The sequence below is a fragment of the Mycobacterium sp. E2327 genome, from assembly GCF_001672675.1.
In the GTDB taxonomy this organism is placed as follows: domain Bacteria; phylum Actinomycetota; class Actinomycetes; order Mycobacteriales; family Mycobacteriaceae; genus Mycobacterium.
Genome location: NZ_LZKE01000196.1, coordinates 25707 through 38417, shown reverse-complemented (window position 1 = coordinate 38417; position 12711 = coordinate 25707). Strand labels below are relative to the sequence as shown.

Below are 12711 nucleotides of genomic sequence, written 5' to 3'. Positions count from 1 at the left end.
GCCGACTCCTAGCCCTGGTCGGCTTCGGCGAACGCCTCGCGCGCGATGCGGAAGCTGTCGACGGCGGCCGGTACACCGGCGTAGATCGCGACCTGGAGGAATATCTCGCGGATCTCGTCGCGGGTGACTCCGTTCGTCAGCGCCGCCTTGATGTGCGTCCGTAATTCGTTGGGGCGGTTCAGGACCGAAATCATGGCCAGGTTGAGCATGCTGCGGGTCCTGAGGGCCAGTCCGTCGCGGCCCCAGACCGCGCCCCAGCAATACTCGGTGACGAGGTCTTGCAGCGGCTTGGTGAAGTCGTCCGCGTCCGCCAACGCTTGGTTGACATACGCCTCGCCCAACACCGCCGAGCGGATCTCGAGTCCGCGCTGGTACGTTTCGCCGTCCAATGGTCTTCTCCTTTTCGCCGCGTGCTCCTGATAGACCCTCCTGATACGACCTTGTGTAACAGTCCAGCCTCGAGCAGACGCAATGACCGGACGAGCTGCTGGGTGTCGGTTACGCGTTCGGACACCTCGTAGCCGCTTTTCGAGATTATTACTTCCGGCAGGGAGAATGCTATTCTCGCGATTGGCAGTGACGACAGGAGGCGGCCCGGATGCTGTTGGAGTTCGATGCTGATCAGCGGCTGTGGCAGCAGACCGTTCGCGACGTCGTCGCCAAGCAGTGCCCGCCGTCGCTGGTGCGCAGTGTTGCCGAGGACGGCGTCGACCCGAGCCCGCTATGGAAGTCCTACGTCGACCAGGGCTGGACGGAGCTGAACGATCCGGCCAGCGCCGTCGAGCTGGCCATCGTGCTCGAGGAGTTGGGCCGCGCGACCGATCCCACCACGTTCCTGGCGACGATGAGCCAGTTCGCCCCGCTGGCCGGGGATCGATTCGACCCGCACGAGGCCGGAACCGCGGTGTACGGCGGGGTGTGGGCGCACCGGGACGCCGACGGCTGGGTGCTGGACGGCACGGCGCGCCATGTTCTCGACGGCGATCGCGTCGACCAGTTGGCGGTGGTGACCGACGCCGGGGTGTTCGTCGTCGCGGCCAACCAGGTGTTGGCGCGCCGCTCGGCGGTGTTCGACCCCGTCCTGCACGTCGCCGACCTGTCGTTCGGCGAGGTCCGGGTACCGGACAGCGCGCGGCTCACCGTCGACGCCGAACGGGCCCAGCACGTCGCGCTGACGGGCATGGCGATCACCATGGTCGGCGCCTGCCAACGCATCCTCGACCTGGTCCTCGAGCACGTCCGCAGCCGGCAGCAATTCGGGGTGCCGATCGGTTCGTTCCAGGCCGTCCAGCACAAGGCCGCCGACATGCACGTCGCGGTCGAACGCGCCCGGGCGCTGGCCTACTTCGCCGCGCTGACGATCGCGGCCGACGATCCGCGGCGCCGGCTGGCGGCCGCGATGGCCAAGGCGTCCGCGGGGGAGTGCCAGTCGCTCGTATTCCGGCATGGCTTACAGCTTTTCGGCGCGATGGGCTTCACCTGGGAGAACGACCTGCAGTTCGCGCTGAAGCGGGCCAAGGCGGGCGAGCTGATGCTCGGCGGCGCGGCGCAACACCGGGCGCGCATCGCAGAGGAATACCGTGCAGCTGACTTTTGATCCCGACGTCGAGGCGTTCCGGGCGGAGTTCGCGGCCTTCCTCGACGAGAACCTGCCCGACGCAAGCGAGACGCTGGAGCGCCCGCGGTCGGTGTCGCACATGCCGCAGTGGGCGCGCGACTGGCAGCGGCTGCTTTTCGACAACGGCTGGCTGTTGCCCAGCCAGCCGCCGGAATTCGGCGGTCGCAACGCGACGGTGATTCAGCAGTTCGTGTACCTCGAGGAACTCAGCCGCCGCCGGATCTATCACAGCTTCAACCCGCAGGGTGTGAATATCGTTGGGGCGTCGCTGCTTTCGTTCGGCAGCGACGATCAGAAGCGCCGCTGGGCGGTGCCGATCCTGCGGGCCGAGATCACCGCGTCGCTGGGGATGAGCGAACCCAGCGCGGGCTCCGACCTGGCGTCGCTGCGCACCCGCGCGGTGCTGGACGGCGATCACTTCGTGGTCAACGGGCAGAAGGTGTGGACTTCGGGCGCCCACGATGCCGACGTCCTGCTGACGTTCGTGCGCACCAATCCGGATGCGCCGAAACACAAGGGAATCAGCGCGCTGATCATCCCCACCGACACCCCGGGTCTGGTGCGCCGGCCGTTCCCGTCGATCTGCGGCGCCGACGACCTGGATTTCAACGAGGTGTTCTTCACCGACGTGCGGGTGCCGGCCGAGAACCTGGTCGGTGAGCTCGACCAGGGCTGGCGGGTGGCCAACGGGTCGCTGGGGCACGAGCGCACGATGATGTGGTTGGGTTTCGCCGACCGACTCGACAACATGATCGACGACTTTCGCCCCAGCACCGAAGTCGAGCGCGACCAGTACGCCAGCACGATCATGGACAAGCAGGCGCTGCGCCTGTTGGGTTCGGTTGCCCTGGCGCGTGCCTCGCGCGGCGAGGACGACGTGGCCGCGATCTCGGTGCTCAAGCTGCTCGGGTCCGAGGCCGAGCTGCGCGGCATGGAGCTCGCGCTGACGTCGGCGGGATCGGATGGGCTGATCCACCCCGGGCAGACCGGCCCGTACGCGCACATGAACCTGGACCATTACTTCGCCAGCTGGTTCGAGCGTTATGCCCGAAGCTTTTCCGGCACCATCGCCGGCGGCACCTCGGAGATCCAGCGCAACATCATCGCGCAGCGCGTGCTCGGCCTGCCCCGCGGCTGAGGCCTTAAGGTCGCCCAACGTCACGCTGGCGTGACGTTGGGTGTCGAGTGCCACGCTGGCGTGACGTTCGGCGTGGGCTAACCCACTAGCTCTGCTCGTGACCGACCACCTCGGTGTGGTTTGGGTGCGTCGTGCCGGGCAACGGGATGCGGGCCACGTCCGGGGTGCCCAGCCGGCCGGCCAGCCAGGGCAACGCGGTGGCGAAAGCTGCGCTGGCGGTGGGCCAGTCGTGCCTGCCCGGCTGGGCGACCACCGCGCAGTCGATGCCGTTCGCCCGGCCGAGGCCGCACAGGGCTGCCGCTGCGGCGGCCTGGTTACCCGGGTCGGTGGCGGCGCCGCGCCCGGCGGCTGCCATTGCGGTGCTGTCGACGACGGTGAGGTCGCGATGCGGCGCCGGGGCACCGCCCGACGTGATCGCGAACCAACCGGACACTCCTGTGTAGCGGCCGTGGCGGCTGATCACCGTCGTCGGGTCGAATGCCGCCCACGCGTCGGCATTTCCGCCGAACAGGCCGGCGATGGTTTGCGCCTTGCTGCCCGTGTTGGGGGTCAGGTCGCCTTCGATGTCGACGAACGTGCTGAACAGCGTGGGATGCATGACGGTCAGGTCCACCGCGCAGGTCCCGCCCATCGAGAAGCCCACGATGCCCCAGCGCGACGGGTCGGGGCTGACCCCGAAATTCGAGACCATGTAGGGCACAACATCTTTGGTGAGGTGGTCGGCCGCGTTGCCGCGGCTGCCGTTGACGCATTCGGTGTCGTTGTCGAACGCCCCGCCCGGGTCGACGAACACGAGCACCGGCGCGTTGCCGCCATGCGCGGCCGCGAAGGCGTCGATGGTGTCCACCGCGTTGCCGGCGCGCACCCAGTCGGCGGGCGTGTTGATCATGCCGCCGATCATCATCACCGTCGGCAGCTGCGGCGGCGGAGAGCTCGAGAACCATGCGGGCGGCAGGTACACCAGTTCCTCGCGGTGCTTGAAATGCGACGCGTCGGAAGGGATCTGCACCGGCACCAGGCGGCCGCGCGATGGCCTGACGCCGCTCGCCGCCATCGCGGTGACGGCGGCCTTGTCGGTCTGGCCGGGTAGCGGAGCGGAGGTGAGCTGGTCCCACGCGCTCTGCACCGTCTGCACGTACCCGAACCACTGGTTCAGCACCAGCAGCGAGCAGAGCACACACAGCGGCAGGCACAGGATCGATACGGCGCGGCGCCACCAGCGCGCGCCGCGCCAGCCCAGGATCACGACGGCCGCGGCCGTTCCGGCCACCGCGATCCACACGTACAGCGCGGACGGCGCCGGTTCGGTTGCCACACGGCCGATGTACCAGTGCGCCCCGACGGCCGCCGCGCCGCCCGCGACGACGGCCACGGGCAGCCAGCACAGGAGCCAACGGCGTGATCGCCGCCCGATGGCGAGCCCCAGCGCGAGCGCGGTGGCGGCATCGACCGTCAACGGCAGCCAGCCGTGCATCAACGAGATGTGGTTACTCAGGAGCTGCATCGTGATTCCTCCTCCCGGCGGCCAGCGATCGGCGCGTGTGAGAGAAGGATTAGATGTCGGCCTCTACGAAGCCTCTACGAATTCTTGGAGCCCCGGCCCTGGCCGCGAGCAGACACAAAAGGCCCTCACCACGCGGCGTGTCGGGGGCTTTTGCGTCTGGTCGCGAGGGGAACGGGGTCAGGCCCGCCTAGTCGATGACGGCGGCTTCCTTGCGCTCGGTGATCGGCCTGGCCAGCTCCTGCTCGTCGCAGATGCGTTGCAGCTTGTCCAGCGTCTCGTCCAGACCCGCGCCGATCCGTCGGCCGGGCGTGAAGGTGGCCGGCAGCTTTCGCATCCCCTGGATGACGCCGATTGTCTCGTAGTGGACGGTCCCCTCGGGGTCGCAGGTGTAGTCGGGCATCCGGTCCAGGACCGCGGTCAGCATGGACTTGAACACCGTGCGCGCCACGTTCGATCCGGCACAGCGGTGCACACCGAGCCCAAAGCTGAAGTGCCGGTTGCCTTTGCGGTCGAGGATGATCTCGTCGGGGTCGTGAAACACCGCGGGGTCGCGGTTGGCCATGGCCCACGAAATCCACAGCCGCTCACCCTCTTTGAAGGTGGTGCCGTCGAGCTCGACGTCATCGGAGAAGGTCCTGCCGTCGCCGGGGGCGGGGGTGAAGTAGCGCAGGAACTCTTCGGTCGCGGGATCGAGCAGCGTCTCGCGCTGGTTGCTGAGCAGCTCGCGCTGATCGGGATGCTGCGAAAGCCATTCCAGTGAATGGGCCGTCAGCGCCGTGGTGGTGTCGAAGCCGCCGCCGATGATCAACCCGAGATTTCCGATGATTTCCAGATCGGGCGCGGGCTCGCCGTCGATCCGCATCTCGAGCAGGGCATTGACCAGGCCGGGCCGCGGATTTTCGCGGATCTCGATCATGTTGTTGATCAGGTCGATCCCCATCTGCCGGTGCATCTCGGTGACCCGCTGAATGTCAGGCGAATGCTCCGGGGTGTACACCGCGGCGTGCGTCGGCTCGCTGTACATCTGCCAGTTCTTCAGCGGGATGCCCATCATCGCCAGCGTCAGCACGGCCGGCACGATGTTGGCCAGGTCGTCGACGAAGTCGATGCGGCCTTCCTCGATCCTTTCGTCGAGGCAGGCGCGCGTCACGTCGTCGATGAACGGCTCCCAGCGCTTGACCGCGGCCGGTGAGAGGTATGGGTTGAGCACGGCGCGATAGGTTTTGTGCTCGGGGTTGTCCATCTCCAGGATGCCGCCGCGGATGCCGTTGATGCGGCTGGCGGTCGGGATCGAAATGCCTTTGTAGCCGCGGCGTTCGTTGTTCACATCGTGGTCGTTGGACACCGCCGGGCAGCGGGCGAGCTCGAAGACCTCGTGGCTGCCGGCCGCTACCCAATGTCCGCCGTAGGTGTCGCTCCAGGCCATCGGGCACCGGGCGTGCATCTCCTCGGTGATGTCTTTGAACCGCGACCGGTACTCCGGGGAGTGCCGATCGAAGTGATACCGGTTCCGCTTACGGTCGCTGTCGCTGACCTGATTATCAACGCTGTCGTCGACGCTCAAGGCACTGTCTCCCTTTACGTTTCATCCGTGATGATGATGGCCTGCTCAGGGCAGGAGTGGGCGGCCTCGCGGACCTGATCCTCTTTGTCGGCCGGCACCACCTCGTCGATCGCCGACGAACTGCCGTCGATGTCGCTGAGCTGGAACGAATCCGGCGCGATCATCGCGCAAAGGGTGTGGCCCTGGCAGCGTTCTGAATCGACCCAGACCTTCACGGTGTCTCCTTGCGAGTTGTCTTAATGCTCGTAGTCGTACCACTTGAGGTAGCCGCCGGCATCGACGCGCAACTGCACGCCGGTGACGTAGCGGGCCTCGTCGGAGGCCAGCCACAGGACGGCGTTGCTGATGTCCTCGGGTTCGACATAGGGGATTTTCATCGCCTGCTGCACGCCGAAAACCGGCTCGGCGTCGGCCCGCGTCGGGTGTTCGAGGTCCGGCCGGAACGAGCGGTACATCGGCTCGCTCTGCAGCATCGGGGTGTTGGTGTTGGTCGGGTGGATCACGTTGGCGCGGATGCCCAACGGCGCCAGCTCCGTCGCCAGGTCGTGAACATAACGCGACAGCGCCCGCTTGGAGTGGATGTAGGCCATGCCGCCGGGGTCGGTGCCGGGGTTGTCCTTCTTGGCGGTGTCCATCAGCGCCGCGGTGGATCCGGTGGCGACGATCGAGGCGCCCTCGCGCAGGTGCGGCAACGCGACCTGGATGGCGTTGATGGTGCCGATCAGGTTGGTGTTGATGACGTCGCACCACGCCTGCAGGGGCGGCCGGCCCTTCATGCCGGCGACTCCGGCCTGCGCCACGACGATGTCGAGCCTGCCGAACTCCGCGACCCCGCGCTCCAGGGCCGCGCTCAGTTGCCCCGCGTCGCGCACGTCGGCCTGGGCGATCACCGCGCCCTGCCCGGTCTTCTCGATGAGCCGCGCGGTCTCCTCGAGGTCCTCGGGTGCCGCCATGGGGTAACCGATGGTGTCGAGGTCACGGCACAGGTCGACGGCGATGATGTCGGCGCCCTCCTCGGCCAGCCGCACCGCGTGGCTGCGACCCTGCCCGCGCGCCGCGCCGGTGACGAAGGCGACCTTTCCCTTGACGCGCCCTGGTGCGCCGTCTCCCACACTCTCTCCTTTTGTGTCGATGCTCAGGTGTTTCGGCCGCCGTTGACGCCCAGTATCTGACCGGTGATGTAGCCGGCCTCTTCGGAAATCAGAAAGGCGCACGCGGCCGCGATGTCTTCCGGCCTGCCCATCCGGCGCACCGGGGTCCGGGCGATGGTCGCCTCGATGTCGCCGAGGTATCCGTGTTGTTCTGCGGCGCGCAGCATCGGGGTGTCGATGAACCCCGGCGGTACGGCGTTCACGGTGATGCCGTTGGGGCCGTACTCGAGTGCCAGCGACTTGGTGAGGCCATTGACCGCGGACTTGGCGGCCACGTAGTGGCTCATGTAGGGCGCACCGGAATGGGTGCTCGAGGACGAGATGTTGACGATTCGTCCCCACCCCGCCTCGACCATGTCGGGCAGCACCGCCTGGGTCACGTGAAAGACGCCGTTGAGGTTGACGTCGACCACCCGCCGCCACTCGTCGAAGGTGATGTTGGTGAAGCGCTTGAAGCCGTCCAGCCCGGCCGCGTTGACCAGGACCGTCACGGGCCCCAGTTGGGCGCGGATGGCCGCCAGCGCGGCATCCACCTGCGGCCGGTCGGTGACGTCGGCGGTGAAGGCGAAATCGGCTTCCGACGGCCGGAGGTCGATGGTGGCGACGTCAAGGCCGTCGGCTCGCAGGCGCTGCGCGACCGCTTGACCGATGCCGGATCCGCCACCGGTGACCACCGCGGTCTTCACGTCGAGGCCTCGCCTGCAAATGCGGCCGTCTCAGTCACAAAGAATCTCCCTTACAATTATGAGAACCTTACTCTCGCGGCGAAGCGGCATGCAACATGGCCATGAAACCGCGCGCGGCCTGCGCTGAGAGGCTCGTTAACCCGACATACGCCCAGCAAGACCCCTGGTCGGCGGCCCACTCCCATTCCTGAGAGTTTCTTGAATTATCGAGACCCGAATGTAAGATTCGCCGGGGAAGAGAATGAAATTTTCGTGACCGTCACCACATGAGGGAGTAGGGGATGCCAGTGCAGGACACGGCAGAGACCACCGCCGCGCCCGAGTCACAGGTCGATCGCCGACTGCTGATTGATGGTCGGCTCGTCACCGCCGATAAGACGTTCCCCTCGATCAACCCCGCCACCGGCGCGGTCATCGGGCACGCTCCGGACGCCGGCGTCGAGCAGGCCGAAGCGGCGATCTCGGCGGCCCGGCACGCCTTCGACACGACCGACTGGTCGACCAACGTGGAGCTGCGGATCCGCTGCCTCGACCAGTTGCACACGGCGCTGGTCGAGCACGCCGAGGAACTGCGGGAGCTGACCATCGCCGAAGTCGGCGCGACGCGGGCGCTCACCCAGGGCGCTCAGCTCGACGACCCGATCAAGATCGTGCGCTTCTACGCCGACCTGCTGCGCACCTATCAGTTCTCCGAGGATCTCGGCGAGATCGAATCGCGGGGCATGCTGCACCACCGCTGGGTGGAGAAGGAAGCCGCGGGCGTGGTGGCCGCCATCATCGCCTACAACTATCCGAACCAGCTCGCGTTGGCCAAGCTGGCCCCGGCGCTGGCCGCCGGATGCACCGTGGTGCTCAAGGGGGCGCCGGACACCCCGCTGGTCACGCTGGCGCTCGGCGAGTTGATCGCCAACAACACCGACATCCCGCCCGGCGTAGTGAACGTCCTTACTTCCTCGGACGCGGCCGTCGGGGTCGCGCTCACCACCAGCCCGGACGTCGACGTCGTGACCTTCACCGGGTCGACGGCCGTCGGGCGCAAGATCATGGCCGCCGCGAGCGACACCGTCAAACGCGTCTTCCTGGAGCTGGGTGGCAAGTCGGCCGTGATCATGCTCGACGACGCCGACTTCGCCAATGCAAGCCTGTTCGCGGCCTTCAGCATGGTCACGCACGCCGGGCAGGGCTGTGCGCTCACCTCTCGGCTGTTGGTGCCCAAGTCGCACCATGACGAGATCGTCGAGCTGATCGCGCAGAACTTCGCCAAGGTGCGCCACGGCGACCCGGCCGATCCGAAGACGCTCATGGGGCCGCTCATCAACGAGCGCCAGCGCGACAAGGTCGACGGCATGGTCCAGCGGGCCGTCGCCGCGGGCGCGACCTTGGTCACCGGCGGCAAGCGGTTGGATCCCGGCTACTTCTATGCGCCCACGCTGCTCACCAACGTCGACCCGGACAGCGAGATCGCGCAGGACGAGGTGTTCGGCCCGGTGCTGGTGGTCATCGCGTTCGAGGACGACGACGACGCGGTGCGGATCGCCAACAACTCGATCTATGGGTTGGCCGGCGCGGTCTTCAGCCGCGACCAAGACCGCGCCTTGGCGGTGGCCCGTCGGATCCGCACCGGGTCGTTCTCCATCAACGGCGGCAACTACTTTGCCGCCGACAGCCCGTTCGGGGGCTTCAAGCAGTCCGGCGTCGGCCGCGAGATGGGCGTCGCCGGGCTGGAGGAGTTCTTGGAAGGCAAGACTTTTGCGGTTCCCGTTGTGGGGGCGCCCGCATGAGGCCGCTGGAGGGCATCCGCGTCCTGGAGGTCGCCATGTACGGGTTCGTCCCATCGGCGGGCGCCGTGCTCGCCGAGTGGGGCGCCGACGTGGTCAAGGTCGAGCACGCCGTGACGGGCGACCCGCAACGCGGGCTGCGGCAGACCGGCATGTTGCGCGTCGAGGGCGACCCGAACCCCAACATCGAACACGCCAACCGCGGCAAGCGCAGCATCGGACTCGACATGTCCGTGCCCGAGGGCAAAGAGGTGCTCTACGAGCTGGCCCGCCGGTCTGATGTGTTCTTGACCAGTTTTCTTCCCGCTCACCGGAAGAAGTTCGGCATCGACGTCGAGGACATTCGTACGGTCAACCCGAAAATCGTCTACGCCCGCGGGAGCGCGCTCGGTCCGCGCGGCCCCGAGTCAGAAAAGGGCGGCTACGACATGACCGCGTTCTGGTGCCGGGCCGGAACCGCCGCGACCATCACGCCGGCGGGGATGCCCGGCATGATCGCGCCCCCCGGACCGGCCTACGGCGACACCATCTCCGGCACCAACCTCGCCGGCGGCATCGCGGCCGCGTTGCTCAAGCGCGAGCGCACCGGCGAGCCGTCGGTCGTCGATGTGTCGTTGCTGGGCAGTGGCTTCTGGGCAATGGGACACACAGTCGCCTTGACCAAGCATCTGGGTCAGCGGCTGGAAGCGCCGCCGCCCGGGGTGCATGGTGCGCCCAACAACCCGTTGGTGGGGCTGTACACCACGTCCGACGGACGCTACATCTCGTTCGTGATGATGCAGCCCACCAAGTTCTGGGCCGACGTTTGCCGGCACGTCGAGCTGCCGGAGCTGGCCGACGATCCCCGCTTCGCGACTGTCGAAGAAATCGCCGCGAATACACCGGAAGCCGTCGAGATCTTGACCAAGGTGATCGCAACCCGCACGCTTGCCGAGTGGAGCGAGCGCTTTGCCACGCTTGCCGGGCCGTGGGCGCCAGTACAGGACACATTGCAGGCGGTCGACGACGCCCAAATCCGTGCCAACGAGTACCTGGTTCGCGCAGGCGAACTCGATCTCGTTGCCAACCCGGTCCAGTTCGATGTCGCGCGGCCGCACACCGGTCCGGCGCCCGGATTCGCCGAACAGACCGAAGAAATCCTGATGGAAATCGGACTCGATTGGGACCGCATCATCGAGCTCAAGACGGCCGGCGCGGTCACTTGAGTGCTACAGGGACCGGAGCTGTGAGAAATGTGTGAGCCGAACGCCACTTTTCATCCGATGAGCTGTCCGATAACGGTTTTGAATTTTCCATTCCACCTGGACACCGCATGAGTCATAATCGCCGGACGCTTCAAGACACGAGGCCCCTCGTTTTGAAGCGCCAACTCACGCGACAGAACGGAGGAGTGGCGTGAGGATGGTAGTGGCAGCGACGCCGGAGGCGAATGCCGGAATGTGGCTGCCCGCTACGCATTTCGACTGTTCCAGCAGGCTTTTGTGGCCGTCGGTCCAGCCAAATCTACAGCTTCCCGTTCAGCTGAACAAGACCATCGGTCTCGAAAATGTCGGAAGGAACTGAGGCCGATGGCGATTAAGCGTGCGGGCCCGGAGCGATGGACCGGGGGCATATCGCTCGGCCGCGGCTCCAAGCCCATGGAAGCCGTCGGTGGCTTGTTCGCGATGTCGGCCGACGCGATCAAGTTCGTGTTCCGCCGGCCCTTCCAATGGCGCGAGTTCTTGGAGCAGTCGTGGTTCGTCGCGCGGGTAGCGCTCGCTCCCACCCTGCTGGTCGCCATTCCCTTCACCGTGCTGGTCAGCTTCACGCTCAACATCTTGCTGCGCGAACTGGGCGCCGCCGACCTTTCCGGCGCGGGCGCGGCCTTCGGTGCGGTCACCCAGGTCGGCCCGCTCGTGACCGTGTTGATCGTGGCCGGCGCCGGTTCCACGGCGATGTGCGCCGACCTGGGATCGAGAACGATCCGCGAAGAGATCGACGCGATGGAAGTGCTGGGCATCAACCCCGTTCAGCGCCTGGTGACCCCCCGCATGCTGGCCGCGGGTCTGGTGGCGCTGCTGCTGAACAGCCTGGTGGTCATCATCGGCATCGTGGGCGGCTACGTCTTCTCGGTGTTCGTCCAGGACGTCAACCCCGGGGCGTTCGCCGCCGGCATCACCCTGCTGACCGGCGTGCCCGAGGTCGTCATTTCCTGCGTCAAGGCAGCGCTTTTCGGCCTGATCGCCGGGCTGGTCGCGTGCTACCGGGGGCTGACGGTGTCCGGCGGCGGCGCCAAGGCGGTCGGCAACGCCGTCAACGAGACGGTGGTGTACGCGTTCATGTCGCTGTTCGTCGTGAATGTGGTTGTGACGGCTATCGGTATCCGGATGTCGGCCAAGGGTCACTGAGGAGGTGTAGGGGCAAACCGTGATAACGCTGAGAGCCACGTATCCGCGCCTGACGCGGCAGCTGGAGAAGCCGGTCGGCACCCTGAGCCGGATCGGCGATCACACGCTGTTCTACGGAAGGGCGCTTGCCGGGGTTCCCTTCGCGGTCCGCCACTACCGGCGAGAGGTCATCCGCCTGATCGCCGAAATCAGCATGGGCGCGGGAACTTTGGCCATGATCGGCGGCACGCTGGTGATCGTCGGCTTCCTGACGCTGGCCGCGGGCGGCACGCTGGCCGTGCAAGGGTATAGCTCACTGGGCAACATCGGCATCGAGGCGCTGACCGGGTTCCTGGCGGCCTTCATCAACGTGCGCATCGCGGCGCCCATCGTCGCCGGGATCGGTCTCGCGGCCACCTTCGGCGCCGGCGTGACCGCGCAGCTGGGCGCCATGCGGATCAACGAAGAGATCGATGCGTTGGAGTCCATGGCCATTCGGCCGGTTTCGTACCTGGTGTCCACCAGGATCGCGGCCGGGATGATGGCGATCACGCCGCTGTATTCCATCGCCGTCATCCTGTCGTTCTTCGCCAGCCAATTCACCACGGTGGTCCTGTTCGGCCAATCGGGCGGCTTGTATCAGCACTACTTCTCGACGTTCCTCAATCCGATCGACTTGTTGTGGTCGTTTTTGCAGGCCGTCCTGATGGCCATCACGATCTTGTTGATTCACACCTACTTCGGCTACTTTGCTTCGGGCGGACCGGCCGGTGTCGGCGTCGCGACCGGCAACGCGGTGCGAACCTCGTTGATCGTGGTCGTGTCGGTGACGCTGCTCGTCTCGCTGTCCATCTACGGCACCAACGGCAACTTCAACCTGTCGGGCTAGGAAGGTGGTGACAGGAC

General features: G+C 66.7%; 12 protein-coding genes. 6 read left to right on the top strand and 6 right to left on the bottom strand.

The annotated features are described in order from the left end of the window. Window positions 1–8 precede the first annotated feature (8 nt). Window positions 9–389 (bottom strand): carboxymuconolactone decarboxylase family protein, encoded by a 381-nt coding sequence (locus A5712_RS22275; RefSeq protein WP_068109853.1) that lies wholly within the window; start codon window positions 387–389, stop codon window positions 9–11. A 209-nt stretch (window positions 390–598) separates the two neighbouring features. Between A5712_RS22275 and A5712_RS22270 the strand changes: the two genes are divergently transcribed. Both A5712_RS22270 and A5712_RS22265 read left to right on the top strand, forming a co-directional pair. After that, window positions 599–1597 (top strand): acyl-CoA dehydrogenase family protein, encoded by a 999-nt coding sequence (locus tag A5712_RS22270; protein ID WP_068109851.1) that lies wholly within the window; start codon window positions 599–601, stop codon window positions 1595–1597. Continuing rightward, the gene (locus A5712_RS22265; protein WP_068109848.1) at window positions 1581–2756 is read left to right on the top strand and encodes an acyl-CoA dehydrogenase family protein; all 1176 of its coding nucleotides are present in this window, start codon (window positions 1581–1583) and stop codon (window positions 2754–2756) included. Before A5712_RS22270 ends, A5712_RS22265 begins: the two co-directional genes overlap by 17 nt. Before the next feature lie 85 nt (window positions 2757–2841). Here A5712_RS22265 and A5712_RS22260 read toward each other — a convergent pair whose 3' ends face one another. The 5 genes from A5712_RS22260 to A5712_RS22240 form a co-directional block, all read right to left on the bottom strand. Next, window positions 2842–4260: an alpha/beta hydrolase family protein gene (locus tag A5712_RS22260; protein ID WP_068109845.1), complete on the bottom strand. Its 1419-nt coding sequence runs from the start codon at window positions 4258–4260 to the stop codon at window positions 2842–2844. Window positions 4261–4447: 187 nt separating this feature from the next. After that, on the bottom strand, window positions 4448–5824 hold the full coding sequence (locus A5712_RS22255; protein WP_068109842.1) for a cytochrome P450: 1377 nt from the start codon (window positions 5822–5824) through the stop codon (window positions 4448–4450). 14 nt (window positions 5825–5838) lie between these two features. Next, window positions 5839–6039, bottom strand: coding sequence for a ferredoxin (locus A5712_RS22250; protein WP_067152992.1), 201 nt, complete (start codon window positions 6037–6039; stop codon window positions 5839–5841). A 21-nt stretch (window positions 6040–6060) separates the two neighbouring features. Next, the gene (locus A5712_RS22245) at window positions 6061–6936 is read right to left on the bottom strand and encodes a mycofactocin-coupled SDR family oxidoreductase (RefSeq protein ID WP_068109839.1); all 876 of its coding nucleotides are present in this window, start codon (window positions 6934–6936) and stop codon (window positions 6061–6063) included. Between the two features lie 23 nt (window positions 6937–6959). Continuing rightward, window positions 6960–7661: an SDR family NAD(P)-dependent oxidoreductase gene (locus A5712_RS22240; protein WP_068109836.1), complete on the bottom strand. Its 702-nt coding sequence runs from the start codon at window positions 7659–7661 to the stop codon at window positions 6960–6962. A gap of 281 nt (window positions 7662–7942) precedes the next feature. On the opposite strand from A5712_RS22240, the gene A5712_RS22235 reads away from it, so the two are divergent. The 4 genes from A5712_RS22235 to A5712_RS22220 all read left to right on the top strand — a co-directional run bounded on the left by A5712_RS22235 (window position 7943) and on the right by A5712_RS22220 (window position 12694). Next, a complete protein-coding gene (locus A5712_RS22235) occupies window positions 7943–9442 on the top strand; it encodes an aldehyde dehydrogenase family protein (protein WP_068109833.1) in 1500 nt (499 codons plus the stop codon). Then, on the top strand, window positions 9439–10644 hold the full coding sequence (locus tag A5712_RS22230; RefSeq protein WP_068109830.1) for a CaiB/BaiF CoA-transferase family protein: 1206 nt from the start codon (window positions 9439–9441) through the stop codon (window positions 10642–10644). The genes A5712_RS22235 and A5712_RS22230 overlap by 4 nt, the downstream gene beginning before the upstream one ends. 363 nt (window positions 10645–11007) lie before the next feature. After that, a complete protein-coding gene (locus A5712_RS22225; RefSeq protein WP_067011023.1) occupies window positions 11008–11826 on the top strand; it encodes an ABC transporter permease in 819 nt (272 codons plus the stop codon). 22 nt (window positions 11827–11848) lie between these two features. Beyond that, complete coding sequence (locus A5712_RS22220) at window positions 11849–12694, top strand: ABC transporter permease (RefSeq protein ID WP_068109914.1); 846 nt, start codon at window positions 11849–11851, stop codon at window positions 12692–12694. The last annotated feature ends 17 nt before the right edge of the window (window positions 12695–12711 follow it).